This window comes from Photobacterium aphoticum (assembly GCF_001029435.1).
GTDB lineage: Bacteria > Pseudomonadota > Gammaproteobacteria > Enterobacterales > Vibrionaceae > Photobacterium > Photobacterium aphoticum.
Window position 1 is genome coordinate 35322 of sequence record NZ_LDOV01000052.1, and the last position, 17851, is coordinate 53172.

Annotated in this window: 17 protein-coding genes and 2 tRNA genes; 10 read left to right on the forward strand and 9 right to left on the reverse strand. The window is 51.9% G+C overall.

Features of this window, described 5'->3' with window-relative positions; genetic code table 11:
* Window positions 1-78 precede the first annotated feature (78 nt).
* The 3 genes from pyrI to ABT58_RS22250 form a co-directional block, all read right to left on the reverse strand.
* Window positions 79-543 carry an aspartate carbamoyltransferase regulatory subunit gene (gene pyrI / locus ABT58_RS22240; RefSeq protein ID WP_047876631.1) on the reverse strand — a complete coding sequence of 155 codons (465 nt, stop codon included), beginning with the start codon at window positions 541-543 and terminating at the stop codon, window positions 79-81.
* A 15-nt stretch (window positions 544-558) separates the two neighbouring features.
* Window positions 559-1488, reverse strand: coding sequence for an aspartate carbamoyltransferase (gene pyrB / locus ABT58_RS22245; protein ID WP_047876632.1), 930 nt, complete (start codon window positions 1486-1488; stop codon window positions 559-561).
* Window positions 1489-1806: 318 nt separating this feature from the next.
* Window positions 1807-2817, reverse strand: a complete 1011-nt coding sequence (locus ABT58_RS22250) for an ornithine carbamoyltransferase (RefSeq protein ID WP_047876633.1) — start codon at window positions 2815-2817, stop codon at window positions 1807-1809.
* 289 nt (window positions 2818-3106) lie between these two features.
* Between ABT58_RS22250 and rraB the strand changes: the two genes are divergently transcribed.
* A complete protein-coding gene (gene rraB, locus ABT58_RS22255) occupies window positions 3107-3508 on the forward strand; it encodes a ribonuclease E inhibitor RraB (protein WP_047876634.1) in 402 nt (133 codons plus the stop codon).
* Between the two features lie 103 nt (window positions 3509-3611).
* Here the strand turns inward: rraB and ABT58_RS23865 are convergent, their stop codons facing one another.
* A complete protein-coding gene (locus ABT58_RS23865; RefSeq protein ID WP_082211217.1) occupies window positions 3612-4547 on the reverse strand; it encodes a bifunctional helix-turn-helix transcriptional regulator/GNAT family N-acetyltransferase in 936 nt (311 codons plus the stop codon).
* A gap of 220 nt (window positions 4548-4767) precedes the next feature.
* On the opposite strand from ABT58_RS23865, the gene ABT58_RS22265 reads away from it, so the two are divergent.
* The 3 genes from ABT58_RS22265 (at window position 4768) to ABT58_RS23580 (ending at window position 7674) form a co-directional block, all read left to right on the forward strand.
* Complete coding sequence (locus ABT58_RS22265; RefSeq protein WP_047876635.1) at window positions 4768-5901, forward strand: YjgN family protein; 1134 nt, start codon at window positions 4768-4770, stop codon at window positions 5899-5901.
* A gap of 26 nt (window positions 5902-5927) precedes the next feature.
* Window positions 5928-7040: a M48 family metallopeptidase gene (locus tag ABT58_RS22270; protein ID WP_082211218.1), complete on the forward strand. Its 1113-nt coding sequence runs from the start codon at window positions 5928-5930 to the stop codon at window positions 7038-7040.
* Between the two features lie 175 nt (window positions 7041-7215).
* On the forward strand, window positions 7216-7674 hold the full coding sequence (locus ABT58_RS23580) for a hypothetical protein (protein ID WP_053063174.1): 459 nt from the start codon (window positions 7216-7218) through the stop codon (window positions 7672-7674).
* A 91-nt stretch (window positions 7675-7765) separates the two neighbouring features.
* Here the strand turns inward: ABT58_RS23580 and ABT58_RS22280 are convergent, their stop codons facing one another.
* From ABT58_RS22280 to pepA, 4 genes are all read right to left on the reverse strand, one after another.
* Window positions 7766-8173 (reverse strand): DUF2061 domain-containing protein, encoded by a 408-nt coding sequence (locus ABT58_RS22280; RefSeq protein ID WP_047876636.1) that lies wholly within the window; start codon window positions 8171-8173, stop codon window positions 7766-7768.
* A gap of 203 nt (window positions 8174-8376) precedes the next feature.
* The gene (locus tag ABT58_RS22285; protein WP_047876637.1) at window positions 8377-11232 is read right to left on the reverse strand and encodes a valine--tRNA ligase; all 2856 of its coding nucleotides are present in this window, start codon (window positions 11230-11232) and stop codon (window positions 8377-8379) included.
* 27 nt (window positions 11233-11259) lie between these two features.
* Window positions 11260-11712, reverse strand: a complete 453-nt coding sequence (locus ABT58_RS22290; RefSeq protein WP_047876638.1) for a DNA polymerase III subunit chi — start codon at window positions 11710-11712, stop codon at window positions 11260-11262.
* Window positions 11713-11764: 52 nt separating this feature from the next.
* Window positions 11765-13273 carry a leucyl aminopeptidase gene (pepA, locus tag ABT58_RS22295; RefSeq protein WP_047876639.1) on the reverse strand — a complete coding sequence of 503 codons (1509 nt, stop codon included), beginning with the start codon at window positions 13271-13273 and terminating at the stop codon, window positions 11765-11767.
* 194 nt (window positions 13274-13467) lie between these two features.
* On the opposite strand from pepA, the gene lptF reads away from it, so the two are divergent.
* On the forward strand, window positions 13468-14568 hold the full coding sequence (lptF, locus tag ABT58_RS22300) for an LPS export ABC transporter permease LptF (RefSeq protein WP_047876640.1): 1101 nt from the start codon (window positions 13468-13470) through the stop codon (window positions 14566-14568).
* Window positions 14568-15638, forward strand: a complete 1071-nt coding sequence (gene lptG / locus ABT58_RS22305; RefSeq protein ID WP_047876641.1) for an LPS export ABC transporter permease LptG — start codon at window positions 14568-14570, stop codon at window positions 15636-15638. Before lptF ends, lptG begins: the two co-directional genes overlap by 1 nt.
* 142 nt (window positions 15639-15780) lie before the next feature.
* Here lptG and ABT58_RS22310 read toward each other — a convergent pair whose 3' ends face one another.
* Window positions 15781-16275, reverse strand: a complete 495-nt coding sequence (locus tag ABT58_RS22310) for an RDD family protein (protein ID WP_229821801.1) — start codon at window positions 16273-16275, stop codon at window positions 15781-15783.
* A gap of 252 nt (window positions 16276-16527) precedes the next feature.
* Between ABT58_RS22310 and ABT58_RS22315 the strand changes: the two genes are divergently transcribed.
* From ABT58_RS22315 to ABT58_RS22330, 4 genes are all read left to right on the forward strand, one after another.
* Entirely contained in the window at window positions 16528-16731 is a 204-nt protein-coding gene (locus tag ABT58_RS22315; RefSeq protein ID WP_047876642.1) for a hypothetical protein, read from the forward strand.
* 14 nt (window positions 16732-16745) lie between these two features.
* A complete protein-coding gene (locus ABT58_RS22320; protein WP_047876643.1) occupies window positions 16746-17141 on the forward strand; it encodes a hypothetical protein in 396 nt (131 codons plus the stop codon).
* 158 nt (window positions 17142-17299) lie between these two features.
* Window positions 17300-17385 (forward strand) — tRNA-Leu (locus ABT58_RS22325).
* A gap of 279 nt (window positions 17386-17664) precedes the next feature.
* Window positions 17665-17750, forward strand: a tRNA-Leu gene (locus ABT58_RS22330).
* The last annotated feature ends 101 nt before the right edge of the window (window positions 17751-17851 follow it).

Sequence of the window (17851 nt, forward strand, 5' to 3'; positions counted from 1 at the left end):
TCAAGCTTGAGCCGGTTTTCTTATACCAGACGCGAAAAAACGCTGGTATGAAACGGAGTGATCCCTGAGGGCGTGGACTTAGATGTGTTCTGTCACCACTTCACGTGAGAACACTTTTTCGCAGTATTTACACTTCAGCTGAATATCATCACGTTTGGTGATCACGGTAAAGCTGCTGTCTACCGGTTCACCGTGAGAGATACAGTTGCTGTTCGGGCACTTGAAGATGGCACGGATCTGGCTTGGCAGTGACAACGCCAGTTTTTTCACCACTTCGTAGTTTTCAATCTGGTTCACGGTCGCTTTTGGCGCGTACAGAGCCAGTTGGTTGGCCTGATCTTCGGTGATGAAGGTGTTTTCAATCTTGATCAGATCTTTGCTGCCTTGCAGAGAAGACGGCAGGTTCAGGCCGATGGTCACACGCTCTTGCGTGGTGTGCATCTTGAACAGCTTAAGTACCTTGATACCGATGTTTGCCGGAATGTGATCGATCACTGTCCCGTTTTTGATCGCTTCGACCTGTAGTTGGGTTTCTTTTGTCATGATGATCTCTCCGGCTTAAATGTCTTCGTTCAGTACAAGGGCAAGCAACGCTTCACGGGCATATACACCGTTCCCCGCTTGCTGGAAGTAGTAGGCGTGTTTGGTCTGATCCACATCTACCGTGATTTCATCAATACGTGGCAATGGGTGCAGCACTTTCAGGTTGTCACGGGCCTCTGCCAGCATGCTCGCGGTCAGGATGTATGCCGCTTTCATGTGCACGTATTCTGACTCATCGAAACGCTCTTTCTGCACGCGGGTCATGTACAGGATATCCAGCTCAGGGATCACGGTTTCCATGTCGCTGTGCAGGCTGTAGCTGATGCCTGCTTCATCCAACTCTTCACAGATGTAGTCTGGCATCGCCAGAGCTTCCGGCGCGATGAAGTAGAAGTTGATGTTGTTGAACTTCGACAGGGCCTGAGTCAGCGAGTGTACGGTACGGCCGTATTTTAAATCGCCCACAAACGCGACATTCAGGTTATCCAGACGTCCCTGAGTTTCGTAGATGGTGAACAGATCCAGCAGGGTCTGCGTCGGGTGCTGGTTGGCACCGTCACCGGCGTTCACCACCGGCACACCGTGAGAGAACTCAGAGGCCAAACGTGCCGCCCCTTCGCGCGGATGGCGCATGACAAACGCATCGACGTAAGAGGAGATCACCTGAATCGAGTCCGACAGGGTTTCACCTTTGTTCGCCAGTGACGTATTCCCTGGGCTATCAAAACCAATCACGGTGCCACCCAGACGCTGTACTGCGGTTTCAAACGACAGACGGGTACGGGTTGATGGCTCAAAGAAGCAGCTCGCTACCACTTTGTTTTTCAACAGGGTCGGATTTGGATCCGCCTTTAGCTTGCCGGCCGTCTCCACGACCAGTTCAAGATCACTACGGCTTAGCTCCGGGATGGAAATAATGTGCTTTTGAAACAGCGGATTCGCCATGGCTTCTCTTCCCTCTACAATCACGATGATGATGATACGGCCTGCGCTTCGTCCGGCGACAGGCAAAAAAAAGCCCCCTTAAAAAAGGAGGCTCTTTTTACGAATAACAAGAAAAACAAAAAAAGGCACCGCCGCCGCGAAGCGACGAGATAGCAGCAATGTTGTGATTGCTAATGGGCGCATTTTCTCATTCTCTTTAGACAAATTGCGAAGGATTATACCCCCATTTTTTATGACCGCAAGCGTTTGCGCGGGCAAATTGTCTTCTTGTTAGGCTGTTACCCGTGGTGAATGTGCGTCTGGCTGTGGCGTATGCGCTTATTGTCCCAGCGTGGCGACCATGACGGCTTTGATGGTGTGCATGCGGTTTTCCGCCTCATCAAACACAATCGAATGTGTGGATTCAATCACCTCGTCGGTGACTTCCACGCCGTTGGCCAGTGCCGGATAGGTTTGTGCCAACTCTTTACCAATGGTGGTGTCTTCACCGTGGAACGCCGGCAGGCAATGCATGAATTTCACGTGCGGGTTACCGGTCGCTTTGAGCACGTCCATATTGACCTGATACGGCAGCATCAGGTTGATACGCTCGTCCCACGCTTCTTTGGCTTCACCCATCGAGACCCAGACATCGGTGTAGAGGAAGTCACAGCCTTTGACGCCTTCTTCGACGTTGTCGGTCAGGGTGATTTTGGCGCCGGTTTCTTCGGCTATCGCTTGGCACTGCGCCACTAACTCGGCCTCCGGCCAGAAGGCTTGTGGGGCCACCAAACGAATATCCATCCCCATTTTTGCCGCACCCACCATCAGGGAGTTACCCATGTTATTGCGGGCATCACCGAGATAGGCAAAGGTCATTTCATGCAGTTGCTTGCCCCGGCCATGCTCTTGCATGGTGAGGAAGTCGGCCAAGATTTGGGTAGGGTGGAATTCATCTGTCAGGCCATTCCACACCGGTACTCCGGCGTAAGCGCCGAGCTCTTCCACTACGGCCTGGCCAAAGCCACGGTATTCAATACCGTCGTACATGCGTCCCAGCACGCGCGCGGTATCTTTCATCGATTCTTTATGGCCGATCTGTGAGCCGGACGGGCCCAGGTAGGAGACGCGTGCGCCCTGATCAAACGCAGCCACTTCAAACGCACAGCGGGTACGGGTGGAGGTTTTTTCAAAGATCAGCGCAATGTTCTTACCGGTCAGGCGAGGTTGCTCATACCCGTTGTACTTGGCTTTTTTCAGTTCGGCTGACAAAGACAGCAGGTGATGAATTTCACGAGGCGTGAAGTCGAGCAGTTTGAGGAAGTTACGGTTACGCAGATTAAAAGCCATGATGTCATCCTTTTTGATCGTGTCTCTCTGGTTCGCAAACGCCGGTTGTCTGATGCACGCCGAAGCCGTTTGATAATGCTTAACTCTATTGTTAGCGTATTTTGCGGTAAAAGTGAATAACTATTCTTTATTTTTGCAATTGTATTTTTATCTTGTGGCGATATTGGCCGAAATCAACAGACGAAGAACGCCGGTATTTCGTGCGAATCCCTGTAAAATTGCCATGGCAATTCAAGGCAATCCGTGCGATATTTGCGATCGAATTTATTCCACAGTTGGAGTTACCCCCATGTCTAATGCAGAACTGATTGCAGAGCAGAAGGAAGAGACCCGCGAGATCATTGCGGCATTGCTTGAAGATGGCAGTGAGCCAGATGCGCTTTACACAATTGAGCATCACTTTTCAGCAGATACCTTTGAAGAGCTAGAAGCTGCGGCAGTTGAAGCCTTCAAGATGGGCTTTGAAGTATTGGAAGCTGAAGAGCTTGAACTGACACCAGAAGAGGGTGGCGGTAAAATCGTGTGTTTCGATGCCGTGATGGAATCTGCATTGAATGCTGAAGTGATTGACGAGCAAGCTGAAAAGCTGATCGCACTGGCTGAAAAACACAACATCGACTACGACGGCTGGGGTACATACTTCGAGTCTGGCGAAGACGACGATGAAGATTATGAGGATGACGAGGAGTAATTCCCCGTTGATCTGACCCATTGAAAAGCTGCCCACGGGCAGCTTTTTTTGTGCTTTTTATCTCTCACATGTCGCGTCTGGTGTGCTTTGGCTCTGGGGTTTGCTACAAGGCCTTGAGCAGACGAATTTCACACGCATCGTGACCGGTATTACCCAGTGCATGAGGGATCGGCGCAAAGCCCATGTCCTCATACAGGCGAACCGCCGCTTGCAAGCAGGCGGTGGTCTCCAAATAGCAGGCATCAAAGCCGTGCTGACGGGCAAACTTCAGCGCGGTGGCTGTCAGGCGGCGGGCAAACCCTTTCCCCCGTAGCGCAGGCAAAAAGTACATCTTTTGCAATTCACACACGCCCGGCTCGCCGGCCAGTGGCGCGATCCCGCCACCGCCCAGAATGCGGTTGTCTTTTTCTATCACCCAATACGCGCAGTTTTCATCGCGATACACCTCGCTGAGGCAATCCAGCGTCGGATCGGCCACACCGTAGCCTTTATCTGGTGTCAGACCAAACTCTGCCGACACCCGTCGTACCACGGCTGCCATGGCCGCATTGTCTAAAGGGGTCAGTAATCGCAGGGTATAGCCGTGTTGTGCCTCGGTGGTTTGCATCGCTTTGATATAGCGCGACAAGCTGGTACCCAGTTGGGTGATCTCATCACTATCGAGTTGAGCTAAAAAGCCTTCGACCTGTTGGTTGAGTTGCTGATGCAGGGTGGTCAGTTTGTGTTGGCCGGCTGGTGTCAGCTGGTAGCCTTGCTGATGTGCGCTTGGCGGTGAGTGATCATGTGACGAAGGTTGAGCGGTACAGGCATGGCGGCTCACCAGTCCTTGATTAAGCAAAATGGCCAGCGTACGACTGGCGGCGGTTTTATCGATCCGCAAGCGTTGCATGATGTCATCAACAGAGAGCGTCAGATCATCGAGTTCAATCAGGGTATGGGCCTCAACCGGGGTGAGATCCATCTTGCCGCACTGGTTGTCGAGCATGCCCAGTTGGCGCACTAATAAGCGTGAATGTTGGCGAAGGGTCGCGGCGTCCATGTGGTTCTCCGGGTACGCGTGCTTTCTGATACGACGGACGAAAGCACTGTCGAACCACACTATGCAGGGGCAGTCTGTTTGCCGTCAATATTGCTCTGATTCAAGCGCGAAATCCTTGTGATGCCTCTCGCAGTCCGACAGGCAATAATCCGCTGTTGTAGAGGAAGGGATTATCCTATTGCGCAGGTTTTAATCAAGTGTATTTACAAGGATGTGAATGATGGAAAATCAGATCAGGTTTTATGGTCGGGGCGGGGAGTTCTTCGGGATATGGATCGTTAATATTTTGCTGAGTGTGGTGACCTTGGGGATCTACTCTGCGTGGGCCAAGGTGCGCACGAAAAAGTATTTTTATGGCAATACCGAGTTGGGCGCCGATCGTTTTGATTATCACGGTCAACCGCTGCAAATTCTCAAAGGCCGGATTGTGGCTATCATCTGTGTTTGGGTGTGGGTATTGAGCTCCAATACGCTCCCTCTGCTCTCCGGTGTGCTGTTGCTGCTGTTCATTGCGCTGATGCCGTGGTTGATTGTTAGCAATACTCGCTTTGATGCGCGCATGACCAGTTATCGCAATGTGCGTTTTAACTTTGTCGGGACGTTGGGTGGCGCTTACATGGTGTTCTTGGGCTGGCCGGCGGCGTTGTTTGTGTTGTTCGGTGGCAGCATGGCGCTGGCAGCTAATCTGCCGACGGCGTTGGCGGGCGTGTTGGGCCTTGTTATCGCGGTGGCGGCCTTCATTGGGTATGTCTGGATTGCCATGCGCAGCTCGGCGTACTTTGTGAATGGTTACCGCTACGGGAATCGTCCTTTTACGGCGACATTGACAACCCGTGCCTACGTGAAAACGTATTTGTTGGCGGGCGCCTTGGGGGCAGCACTCAGCTTGGTGATGGTATTGATTATGGGCTTCAGTGTTGGCTTGTCAGCACTGACGCAGTTAGCCCATGGGCCTGAGGCGATAAACCCTGGTGCATTGATTTTTATGGGGGTCTTCTTTTATATCAGCATGTTTGTGGTGATGCTGGTGGTCAGCGGGTTTGTCCATGCCCGTATCCGTAACTATGTGTTCTCGCAGGTGTCTGTTGAGGGGGAGCCGGCCTATGGCTTGGGCTCGCGCATGACGGCCGGTGGGTTGGTGATGTTGCACCTGACGAACTTCCTGTTGGCCTTGGTGACGTTAGGTTTTGGACGTCCTTGGATCATGGTACGCAGTGCCCGTTATGTGGCTGATTGTACGGTGGTTTACGGGGACCTGTCACAACTGACGGCGCAGGGTGAACACTTTGGTGACGATTCTGCAATCGGGGATGAAATGGCGAATGCTTTTGATTTGGATGTGGGCATTGGTTGATAACGGACAGAAGGATCCTACCGACTATGCGTAGTCAGACAGTGAGCATGCATGGGGTGTACCATCCACCGTGCAGCGCTCAGAAACAAGCGGCCACACTGACGGTGCTGCCAGATGATCGGTTGCAATTGACGTTTGCTCCTGAGGGTAACGCGTCTGAGGATAGGGCGTTTCTTGAAGCGCAACCCGTTGAAACCGAGCGTAGTATTGACGATCGCGTTGTACAAACGGTACCTGTATCTTCGGTAACCATCGATCCGCCTTTGGGGCGTTTGCCGATGAAAGTGATCTGGCCGGATGGGGCGTTGTTTATTCCGAATGATGCCTCGGCCTGTGCTGCTGCGTTAGCTCCCGCCTTGCCGGCTCGATTCGGATCTTGCTTGCACCGTCTGGAGCGTCATTGGCCGATGATTGGCGTGAGCCTGATGGTCACCTTGCTGCTGTGTATTGGCTTCTTTACCCACGGGATCCCTTGGCTGTCTCGGGCGTTGGTGGTGGTGATCCCTTCGCCCGTTGCCCAGCATGTGGGCGAGCATGTTCTGGACACACTGGACGATCATTTTTTGCTGCCCTCACAGTTGAGCAAGGCACAGCAACAGGCGGTGAGAGCCCAGTTTGAGGCGCTACAGACTCGGCTTGGACCGTTTCCGGTACCGCCGCGTTTGTTGTTTCGCGCGTCAGAAAGCGGGCCGAATGCGTTTGCCTTGAGTGACGGGACCGTGATTGTGCTCGACAGCTTGGTCACACTGGCAGAGACACCGGCACAGTTGGAGAGCGTGTTGTTGCATGAGTTAGGCCATGTGCAGCATGAGCATGTGATGCAGGCGATGGTGCGTTCTGTCCTGTTGTCGGTATCCGTTATGGTGATCACTGGCGAGAGCAGTGGCGTGATTGATACGCTCAGCGGGGCGGGGGTGTTTGTGATGTCGCAAGGCTATTCCCGTGAGGCCGAGGAGGAAGCCGATGCGTACGCCGCGTCACACATGCGGGCGTTGTATGGCACCGTTGCACCGATGAAAGCGATGTTTGAAGCTTTGCATGAGAGCGTGGCAACCCAAGGGGATGAGGAGGAGGCCGTGCCACAATGGTTGATGACACATCCGCGCTTGGTTGAGCGTATCGAGGCGTTGGGAGAATAGAGACGGGTTAGTCACTGCGAGGGATCTCTCATCTTTTTATAACTGATATCCCTGTTTTTTATATGGGAATGGTGCCATTCCCCAATTCAGGCAAGCGGTTAGTCGCTTGCCTTTTTTTCCGCCTAAAAAGGGTATCTAGTATTGGCCTTTCATAAAAACATAAAGGCTAGGTAATATGGATATTCACGAAGGACCGGTCACGGTCAGTGATCTTCCCTGTCGGATCAAAATGGACATTCCCCCACAAGATAACAGTTTGTCGAATTTCTTTTTTGTCGTTGGGGGCGTGATTTTAGCGGTGGGCGTCGGGTTCATCTTTTTTGGCCCTGAGACGATTTATTACGATCGTTATGAAGGGATGACGTTTGTACAAGTCTTGCAGGCGTATCCGGGGCCGATTGCGACCCTTGGCGGGCTGATGATGGGCTTAGCCAGTAAGGCCGCAGAGTCAGGGGCTGCAGAGACGAATCGTCACATTGATGCGTTTATCATGCAGAATATCCATATTGAGGATAGTGATATTCCGACGGGCTTTACGTTGAGCATGGCGCAGACCGGGGAGCCGGGTGTGGTGCTGTTAAGCCTTGAGCCTAAACCGGCAGAGGAAGAGGCCGCCCCAACATCGGGGATGTAATTCCCCGGTAGAGCGTGTTGTGCTTATCGACTGTCAAAGGAGCCGTTGTGGCTCCTTTGTTGTTTCTGTGGGTGGGCAGGCTGAGAGCGGCTTACGCGTGCTGATGGACACAGAAGCTTGGCATGGCTGATACGTGTTTTTCACTGCGACGTAGCCAGACTTTCTCGTGGAAGTAGTACGCCACACTGTTCAGGCTTGGCTCTAACAGGGCCATGATCCCGCCGACAAAGGCATCACCGGTCAGTAAGTACACCACAGTAAAAGCGACGCTGAAATGGACGGTGGCAAAGCTGGCCGTTTTCCATTGGGTCAGGTGCTGGCGGGCTTTCAGGGCGGGCACGCGCTGCCAGACTTTCTCATGAAAATAGAACGCGACGGTGTTAACCGATGGCTCAATCATCGCAATCAAGCTACCAATGAGCAGGTCGCCAGTCAGTGCGTAAGCGACACTCAATGCAATCGTAAAATGGAGCGCTGCAAAGGTCAGTGTCTTTTTCATGGTGAAATCCCTATCGTGATGGGTGAATGATGATGTCGTTTCGATAGGTGTATTATTGAGAATTATTATCAACAAAGATAATGGGTAGTGAAGATTAGTTTGATAGGTAAAAGCTATTGAATAGGGTGTTCTTTGAGCCATAAATGCAAAAAGGGTTGATGCTTTCGCACCAACCCTTTGATTCTATTAGTTGCTTCTAGCGATTAAAGTGCAGCGATCGTTGTCTTCTGCTCTTCTAGCTTAGCCAGTGTTTCTTGGTAGCCAACGAGCTTTTCACGCTCTTGGGCAACAACGGCTTCCGGTGCTTTCGCCACGAAACCTGCGTTGTTTAGCTTGCCTTCCAGACGCTTGATCTCGCCGTGCGTTTTCTTGATTTCGCCATCAAGACGCGCAAGCTCTGCATCTTTGTCGATCAGACCCGCCATTGGGATCATCAGCTCAGACTTCGCGACCAGTGCGGTTGCACACGCCGGTGTTTCTTCGCCAGCGGCCAGTACACGTACAGACTCTAGTTTTGCCAGAGACATCAGTACTTGCTTGTTCGCTTCTAGACGTGCTGCATCTTTCTCGTCAGCTTTTAGCATCACTTCCAGTGGTTTACCTGGGTTGATGTCGTATTCCGCACGCAGGTTACGGATGCTGGTAATGAACGCTTTCACCCACTCGATATCGTCAAGTGCTTCTTGGTTGAAGTTCGCTTCATCAAACTGAGGCAGAGCCTGTAGCATGATGGTGTCGCCTTCCACACCGTCTACCAGCGGCTTGATGCTCTGCCAGATAGTTTCAGTGATGTAAGGGATCACAGGATGAGCCAGACGCAGGGTCTTCTCAAGTACGGTGATTAGCGTACGACGTGTACCACGCTGTTGCGCTTCAGTGCCTTTCCATAGAACCGGTTTAGTCAGCTCTAGGTACCAGTCACAGAATTGGTTCCAGATGAATTCGTACAGGGTGTTCGCAGCCATATCCAGACGGAAGTTGTCGATATGGTTGTTGAACGCTTTCGCTGCCAGTTCAAACTGAGACTCGATCCACTTGTCCGCCAGTGAGTATTCGATCTCACCGCCGTTGAAGCCGCAATCTTGCTCTTCTGCGTTCATCATTACGTAACGGCTAGCGTTCCATAGTTTGTTACAGAAGTTACGGTAACCTTCGAGACGCTTCATATCCCAGTTAATGTCACGACCAGTTGAAGCCATGGCTGCAAGGGTGAAACGCAGGGCGTCAGTACCGTAGGCTTCGATACCGTTTTCAAACGTCTTACGGGTGTTCTTCTCGATCTTCGCGGCCAGCTGAGGCTGCATCATGTTGCCACAACGCTTCTCAACCAGAGACTCAAGATCGATACCGTCGATCATGTCGATTGGGTCAAGGACGTTACCTTTTGACTTCGACATCTTGTCGCCGTTTTCGTCACGGATCAGACCCGTTACGTAAACCGTCTTGAACGGTACCTGTGGTTTGCCGTTTTCGTCTTTCACGAAGTGCATGGTCATCATGATCATGCGCGCAACCCAGAAGAAGATGATGTCAAAACCGGTTACCAGCACGTCTGATGGGTGGAACACTTTCAGATCGTCAGTTTGCTCAGGCCAGCCTTGTGTACCGAATGTCCACAGTGCAGACGAGAACCAGGTATCCAGTACGTCGTCGTCTTGGCGTAGAACAACCACAGGTGCAAGGTTGTTGTTAGTACGTACTTCTTCTTCAGTACGGCCTACGTATACGTTGCCATCGTTGTCGTACCAAGCCGGGATGCGGTGACCCCACCATAGCTGACGAGAGATACACCAGTCTTGAACGTCACGCATCCAAGAGAAGTACATGTTTTCGTACTGCTTAGGCACGAACTGAATGTCGCCGTTCTCAACCGCTTCAACCGCTGTTTTTGCTAGCGGTGCAGTACGTACGTACCACTGGTCAGTCAGCATTGGTTCGATCACCACGCCACCACGGTCACCGTATGGTACCTGTAGGTCGTGATCTTTAATTTCTTCTAGTAGGCCCAGCTCGTCGAACTCTGCCACGATCGCTTTACGCGCCGCGAAACGCTCCATACCGTGGTATTTAGCTGGTAGTTCGGTGCCGTAAACGTCAGACGCTTCGCCGTTGGTGTTGAACACTTCTGCCGCGTCACGGATGTTCGCGTCAAACGTCAGAATGTTGATCATAGGTAGGCTGTGACGTTTGCCCACTTCGTAGTCATTGAAGTCGTGCGCAGGGGTGATCTTCACACAACCTGTGCCTTTTTCCATGTCTGCGTGCTCATCGCCCACGATTGGGATGCGACGATCAACGATAGGCAGGATGATGTCTTTACCGATCAGATCCTTGTAACGTGGATCTTCTGGGTTAACCGCAACACCGGTATCGCCAAGCATGGTTTCAGGACGCGTGGTCGCAACCACGATGTAGTCTTTACCGTCAGCGGTTTTCACGCCATCCGCTAGCGGGTAGCGGAAGTGCCACATGTGGCCTTTGGTGTCTTTGTTTTCAACTTCCAGATCCGAGATTGCTGTGTGCAGTTTTGGATCCCAGTTAACCAGACGCTTACCACGGTAGATCAGGTCATCTTCATACAGACGTACGAACACTTCCTGTACGGCGTTAGACAGGCCATCATCCATAGTGAAACGCTCACGATCCCAGTCTACCGATGCGCCTAGGCGACGTAGCTGCTTAGTGATAGTACCGCCTGATTCACCTTTCCATTCCCAGATTTTGTCGATGAACGCGTCACGGCCGTAGTCGTGCTTCGTCTTGCCTTCTTCGGCAGCGATTTTACGTTCAACAACCATCTGCGTCGCGATACCGGCGTGGTCAGTACCAACCTGCCATAGGGTGTTTTTACCCTTCATACGTTCACAACGGATCAGGGTATCCATGATGGTATCCTGGAACGCGTGGCCCATGTGTAGGCTACCGGTGACGTTTGGCGGTGGGATCATAATGCTGTAAGCAGCTTTAGTGGTATCACCGTGAGGCTTGAAGTAGCCAGCCTCTTCCCAGCGCTGGTATAGCGCCTGTTCAATTGAAGTTGGGTTGTATGTCTTTTCCATAGCGCTCTTAGAAGGATCTATGTGGAATTAGGGCGTATCAGGGGCAGCGGCGGTTTGAAGCTGAATACCGGCTTGGCGATATTGCTTATACCTTTCCCGCGCCAACTGCTTGAGTTTTTCATCGCAAGGAACGAAGTCTACCACTTGTGAGAAGGTAACGGCAAAATTTGGTGTCTCTTGACCCAAATTTATTAACACACCGCGCCGTCCGCTGTGGCGTAAGCCGGGCCAGCCAATTTCAACCGGTGAGCCGCCGCGAGGGCCTTCACCAATCAAATTGTGCGGCACGAAGTTGTCGGGTTCCTGTTGCCATAAATACTCATCTATCTGTTCAGCCTGCGATTTGCTGGCTGCGAGCAGATAGACTTTGTGTCCCTGACGGTAACTCATGGCTGCTTGATGGCAGGCAAAGTGCAACAGGTAGTCGCTGTCTGCCGCCAGATGCTTTTCATCGATCATATAAAAAGTAGCATGAGTCATTGTGATTTCTCTAATAAACAAAGGGGGCCAATTGGCCCCCTTGATATAACGATTACTCGAGGTTTTCTAGGCCAGCTCGGTTGAGCAGGAATTGGACCAGCAATGGGACCGGACGGCCCGTTGCACTCTTGTCTTTACCACCGACCCATGCGGTACCGGCGATATCAAGGTGTGCCCAATTGTACTTCTTGGCAAAGCGTGACAAGAAGCAACCCGCTGTGATGGTTCCCGCGCCTGGGCTGCCCAGGTTCGCCATATCCGCAAATGGGCTTGCCAGTTGCTCTTGGTACTCATCGTTCATTGGCAGACGCCATGCACGGTCACCGGCTTGCTCTGAGGCGTTGATCAGCTCGTGCGCCAGAGGGTTGTGGTTAGACATCAAACCGCTGATGTGATGACCCAGCGCGACCACACAGGCACCGGTTAGCGTTGCGACGTCAACCACGCAGTCTGGTTCAAAACGCTCAACGTAAGTTAATGCGTCACACAGTACCAAACGGCCTTCTGCATCGGTGTTCAGTACTTCAACGGTTTGGCCTGACATGGTGGTCAGGATGTCACCCGGACGGTAGGCACCGCCACCTGGCATGTTTTCACAGCCGGCCAGTACACCGACGACGTTAATTGGCAGGTTCAGCTTGGCCAGTGACTTCATCGCACCGAAGACGGTCGCCGCGCCACACATGTCGTATTTCATCTCATCCATCTGCGCAGATGGCTTGATAGAGATACCGCCTGAGTCAAAGGTCAGGCCTTTACCGATCAGCACGATTGGCTTCGCGTTTGGATCCGGGTTGCCTTTGTACTCGATAACCGACATCATGGCTTCGTTTTTCGAGCCTTGACCGACGGCCAGGTATGAGGTCATGCCCAGCTCTTTCATTTCTTGCTCACCAATGATCTTGGTGGTGACGGTTTCAAAATCGTCAGCCAGACGGCGAGCTTGTGATGCCAGGTAAGCCGGGTTCGCCACGTTTGGCGGCATGTTGCCCAGATCTTTACCGGCCTTGACGCCTGAAGCGACAGCCAGACCGTGTGCAATAGCGCGCTCACCCAGTGACAATTCACGGCGAGTCGGGACATTGAACACCAATTTGCGCAGTGGACGACGCGTTTCTGGCTTATTGCTCTTAAACTGATTAAAGGTGTAGAGGCTGTCTTTGGTCGTTTCAACGGCCTGACGGACTTTCCAGTAGGTATCGCGGCCCTTCACGTGCAGTTCAGTCAGGAAGCAGACGGCTTCCATGGAACCGGTTTCGTTCAGGGTGCTGATTGTTTTCTTGATGATTTGTTTATACTGACGTTCATCCAGTTCGCGCTCTTTACCACAACCAACCAGTAATACACGCTCTGATAATACGTTTGGTACATGGTGAAGCAGCAGCATTTGGCCAGCTTTACCTTCTAGATCACCACGACGTAGCAACGAGCTGATGTAGCCTTCGCTGATCTTGTCGAGTTGTTCGGCGATCGGAGAAAGGCGGCGTGGTTCAAAAACACCGACGACGATACAGGCACTTCGCTGTTTTTCTGGACTACCACTTTTGACACTGAACTCCATGCGTACTCCTACATCCTAATAAAGACAATTAAAGCTAAATGTTAGATAATGCCGCACTTACTTGCTGGACCGCAGATTCGGTATAGGATTAAAGTGCAGGTTAACAATTAACCGAAAGATTAAAAAATAACTAACTAACCGAAAAATTATAGTGATTCCAGTAAAAAAACAAGTTTTCTATGGGTAAATAAAGCGTGATTATTGTTCGGTATTTGACGCGTGAGACATTAAAAAGCCAGTTTGCAGTGCTTTTTGTGCTTTTTCTTGTCTTTATCAGTCAGAAATTCATCCGCATTTTGGCGGATGCCACAGAGGGGTCTATCCCCAGTGACCTGATCGCGACCCTGTTGGGGTTGTATATGCCGTCGATGGCATTGCTGATGTTGCCACTCAGTTTGTATATCGGGATCCTGCTCACTTTCGGCCGTTTATACGCGGAAAGTGAAATCACTGTCATGAACGCCACCGGTATCGGGAACAAGTTCCTGATCCAAGCGGCCTTGTGGCTGGCGATCATTACTGGCTCGTTCGCGGCCTTCAATGCCTTGTGGCTGGCACCGTGGTCGGTTGAGAAAACCGAACAGGTGATGGAGCAGGTCGAGGCCGATTCCGGTTTGGAATTGTTGGTGAAAGGCCAGTTCCAGGCGGCGCCGGATGGCAAGGGCGTGGTGTTCGTCAATGACATCACCGACAGCGGCACCCGTCTTGAGAACGTGTTCGTGGCACAGTTGACGGCACAAGATACGTTACGTCCGAGTGTGCTGGTGGCTGATCGCGGTTACGTGAGTGAGCTAAAAGACGGCCGTCAGATCCTCGACCTGAAAAGTGGGGCGCGTTATGAAGGCATTCCGACCCGTCTGGATTATTCCGTCACCGAGTTTGATGATTATCAGGCCTTGATCGGCCAGCGTGCCGTGCGGGCGAAGAACCGCGACTGGGATGCGATGCCCACCTTAGAGCTGATGAAGCGACCGGAATCCGCCGCGAAAGCTGAATTCCAGTGGCGTATGTCATTGGTGCTGTGTATTCCGTTGCTGACCATGGTGGTGGTACCGCTGTCGGCGGTGAACCCGCGTCAGGGCCGCTTTGCCAAACTGGTGCCGGCGGTGTTGATCTACCTGACCTACTTCCTGGCGATCAGTGCCGGTAAGTCTGCGGTCGAAGATGGCGCTTTGCCGTCATACATTGGCCTGTGGGCGATTAATGTGTTGATTTTCTTTGTGGCGATTGCCCTCAATACGTGGGATACGCTGCCAGCGCGTCAATTGCGTGAAAAACTTCGGAGACGTGGCTAATGTTTAAGATTCTGGATTTATACATTGGCCGTACGATCATCTCGACCTCGGCGTTGACCCTGTCTACCTTGGTGGGGCTGTCCGCTATCATCAAGTATGTGGAGCAGCTGCGTAAAGTCGGCGATGGGACGTATGATTTGTGGAAAGCATTGGCGTACGTGCTTCTGAGTATTCCCCGTGATATCGAAATGTTCTTCCCGATGGCCGTGCTGTTGGGGGCCTTGATTGGTCTGGGTATGCTGGCGTCGAGCTCGGAGCTGGTGGTGATGCAGGCCGCAGGCTTCTCAAAGCTGGATATCGGTCTGTCGGTACTGAAAACCGCTGTGCCTTTGATGTTGATGGTGATGCTGCTGGGTCAATGGGGCGCACCGGAAGCCCAGAAAGCGGCGCGTGAATTGCGTGCGTTCTGGACATCGGGCGGTAACATGCTGTCGGTGCAGCGCGGGGTATGGGCGAAGGACAATAATGACTTCATTTATATCGGCCGTGTACATGAACAAAAAGAGCTGTTTGGTATCAATATTTGGGAGTTTGACGAGAAGAACAAACTGACCGAAACCACCTTTGCTGAGTCGGCAGAATACGATGCAGAAAAAGGCTGGCAGCTAAAAGACGTGACCATTACTCACATGGGTAATGTGCAGCTGACCGATGAAAAAGTGGCGGTCATGCCGTGGAAAACCGTCCTGACACCAGACAAGTTGGCGGTGGTCACGGTGAAGCCTGAAGAATTGGCGCTATCAGGGGTTTACGATTATGTGAGCTACCTGAAAGAGTCGAAGCAGGATGCCTCCCGCTACGAATTGGCTTTCTGGCGTAAAGCGCTGCAGCCGGTGTCGATTGCGGTCATGATGTTGCTGGCGTTGTCGTTTGTGTTCGGCCCGCTGCGTTCTGTGACCATGGGGGCACGTGTCCTGTCCGGTGTAATTTTTGGTTTTGCCTTCTACATCTCCAATGAGGTGTTTGGCCCAATGAGTATTGTGTACCGCTTACACCCGATCATTGGTGCCTTGGGGCCGAGCTTGGTGTTCCTCGCCATTACCATCTATCTGCTGCGTCGTAAGTTATAGCGAGACAGACGATAAAAACAAAAAAGGAGCCTTGTGGCTCCTTTTTTTGATCGCGTCTTTTGACCATGTCTGTTGATCACCTCAGTGAAACCAGTGTGGTTTGTGGCCGCTAAGGTGACGTGTGATCAGGGTGATGCGTGATTCAGTTGACCTTCGGTAATACCACCATCTCACATTCTGCCATGATGTCTTGGAAAGACTGTTTTTCACGACTAAACGGTGCCATCAAGTTGCCCAAACCAAATGCAGAGGTCCCCATGCGGATCAGGGCTTGGGTGAAGCGAAGGTTGCTGCCGTCTTTATTTTGCAGACGCAGTTTCCAGGCGCGCATCCCCAAGGTTTGGCCTGCCTTACACCAGAAGTAGGCAAAGAAACCGACCATCACCACGGCCAGATAAGCGGTATACAGCATGCCAATCACCGGGTGTTGTGTCATATAAGCACTGATATCGATATAGCCGGTGGTGTCAATCCAGCCTAAATGCGCGAGCAGCGCTGCCAACCCGGTAGCGACGCCAGCAGCCAACATTAATACGGCCGCAATGACTAAACTGTCGTAAATCCATGCGCCCAAACGGCGGAAAAGTCCCGGGTAGTTTTTTTGCGCAGGCACGTCCTGTTGTGGTTTCTTTTTCACTGTATTGTCCAAACGTCGTGAGTGAGGGATAAACGCAGTCAGTGTAACAACTTCCCGAGTCAGGGTGAATGGGAAGTGTCTTGTAAATGAGAGGCCTAGCGAAGGGTGCCGGCGGCGAGAGGAACTATAGTTAGAACACTGTCCGTCAATTACGGCCATATTCGTACCCAGTAAGAGGACGAGAGTCGCGGCAGTGATCTTCTTGGCGTGGCAGACGGTATTAAGGTGAATGTTCATCACAGGAGAGAACCCATGGCAGATGCGAATGACAACACAACGAACTGGCCGGAACTGGCAGGCGCGCTTTATGACAAACTGACAGAGCGACATGCTGAACTCACTTACGAGTTTGATCATGTGGAGATCGGTGTGCCAAGTGGGACAGGGGAGAAATCGGAGCAATCCACCTGGACGGTCAGCGGCAGTATCAGTATTCGTGGCCGTAACCTCGATTGAGGGTGATTGATCGGATGTTGTCTTTACACGGAGCGCTGACAGTGGATGTTGGTGCTGATTCACTCTTGATCCAAGCGGATGATCAAACCGTCACGGTTCAACTGACTGAGCCTTCTCATCTACTACATCTGGTTCGCCTGTGGCGACAGCCTCATATCAAAGCGCTGTTAGCAAGGGGGAGGTCGACGGTAAAAACGAAGGAGCCAGCCCGTGCATTCCAAGAGCAGCTGGCGGCGTATACTTTCGTCCTTACCGTACCGTCTCGTGCCTCGCTGACGTTGGCACTTCATCCCTCTCGGCGTTGGTTTCCATTCCTGCTATATACTCAGCAAAAAGGTTACTGGTTAAAGCATTTATCCTGGCTGTGCTGGCAAAGCCTAAACCTGCGTGTCCCCAAGAGTGGGAAGTAAAAGTCTTTGATGGCTCAGAGAGTTAAGGAGTGGCTGCTTTTAAAAGAGACGAATTACCCCTCTTGTGGCTAAAACTTATTCGAACGGTGCGTTTGGGTAAGATTCTTCATCATAAACACTTGCACCGGGTTCGGGGCTGCGTATAATTGGCCGCATCTGCCCGGGTGGCGAAATCGGTAGACGCAGCGGATTCAAAATCCGCCGGTGAATAACCGTGTCGGTTCAAGTCCGACCCCGGGCACCATATTTAAATGATAAAGCCTCGACGAAAGTCGGGGCTTTGTTGTATCTGGCGGTCAGAATTTGTCAGCGCCGAGATCTGTAGTATCAGCCTCTGATATAGAGCAAGCCAACAAGGCATGCTGGCCTTTGTCGATGTGTTCACGAAGGTGTTCACGGATGCGCTCGTGAAACGTCAGGAATATGTGTTTGCTGGCTTTTTGTTCAGTTGACGCGTTTTTTCAGATTTTCGCCAAAATAGTATTTGTATATCAAATCAATATACGTATAATTGGCTGCATATGCCCGGGTGGCGAAATTGGTAGACGCAGCGGATTCAAAATCCGCCGGTGAATAACTGTGCCGGTTCAAGTCCGGCCCCGGGCACCAATTTCAAACGATAAAGCCTCAACGAAAGTTGGGGCTTTGTTGTATCTGGGGTTTGTCAACGCCACCACTACCTGTCATTGTTTTCTGCTTTTCTGCTTTTC

Coding starts and splice junctions, on each gene's coding strand:
- ABT58_RS22250 (WP_047876633.1), bottom strand. CDS start 2,817: ATGGCTTTTAATCTGCGTAACCGTAACTTCCTCAAACTGCTCGACTTC.
- pyrB (WP_047876632.1), bottom strand. CDS start 1,488: ATGGCGAATCCGCTGTTTCAAAAGCACATTATTTCCATCCCGGAGCTA.
- ABT58_RS22270 (WP_082211218.1), top strand. CDS start 5,928: ATGCGTAGTCAGACAGTGAGCATGCATGGGGTGTACCATCCACCGTGC.
- ABT58_RS22290 (WP_047876638.1), bottom strand. CDS start 11,712: ATGACTCATGCTACTTTTTATATGATCGATGAAAAGCATCTGGCGGCA.
- ABT58_RS23865 (WP_082211217.1), bottom strand. CDS start 4,547: ATGGACGCCGCGACCCTTCGCCAACATTCACGCTTATTAGTGCGCCAA.
- ABT58_RS22265 (WP_047876635.1), top strand. CDS start 4,768: ATGGAAAATCAGATCAGGTTTTATGGTCGGGGCGGGGAGTTCTTCGGG.
- ABT58_RS22285 (WP_047876637.1), bottom strand. CDS start 11,232: ATGGAAAAGACATACAACCCAACTTCAATTGAACAGGCGCTATACCAG.
- pyrI (WP_047876631.1), bottom strand. CDS start 543: ATGACAAAAGAAACCCAACTACAGGTCGAAGCGATCAAAAACGGGACA.
- ABT58_RS22320 (WP_047876643.1), top strand. CDS start 16,746: ATGTTGTCTTTACACGGAGCGCTGACAGTGGATGTTGGTGCTGATTCA.
- ABT58_RS22315 (WP_047876642.1), top strand. CDS start 16,528: ATGGCAGATGCGAATGACAACACAACGAACTGGCCGGAACTGGCAGGC.
- ABT58_RS22280 (WP_047876636.1), bottom strand. CDS start 8,173: ATGAAAAAGACACTGACCTTTGCAGCGCTCCATTTTACGATTGCATTG.
- rraB (WP_047876634.1), top strand. CDS start 3,107: ATGTCTAATGCAGAACTGATTGCAGAGCAGAAGGAAGAGACCCGCGAG.
- pepA (WP_047876639.1), bottom strand. CDS start 13,273: ATGGAGTTCAGTGTCAAAAGTGGTAGTCCAGAAAAACAGCGAAGTGCC.
- lptG (WP_047876641.1), top strand. CDS start 14,568: ATGTTTAAGATTCTGGATTTATACATTGGCCGTACGATCATCTCGACC.
- ABT58_RS23580 (WP_053063174.1), top strand. CDS start 7,216: ATGGATATTCACGAAGGACCGGTCACGGTCAGTGATCTTCCCTGTCGG.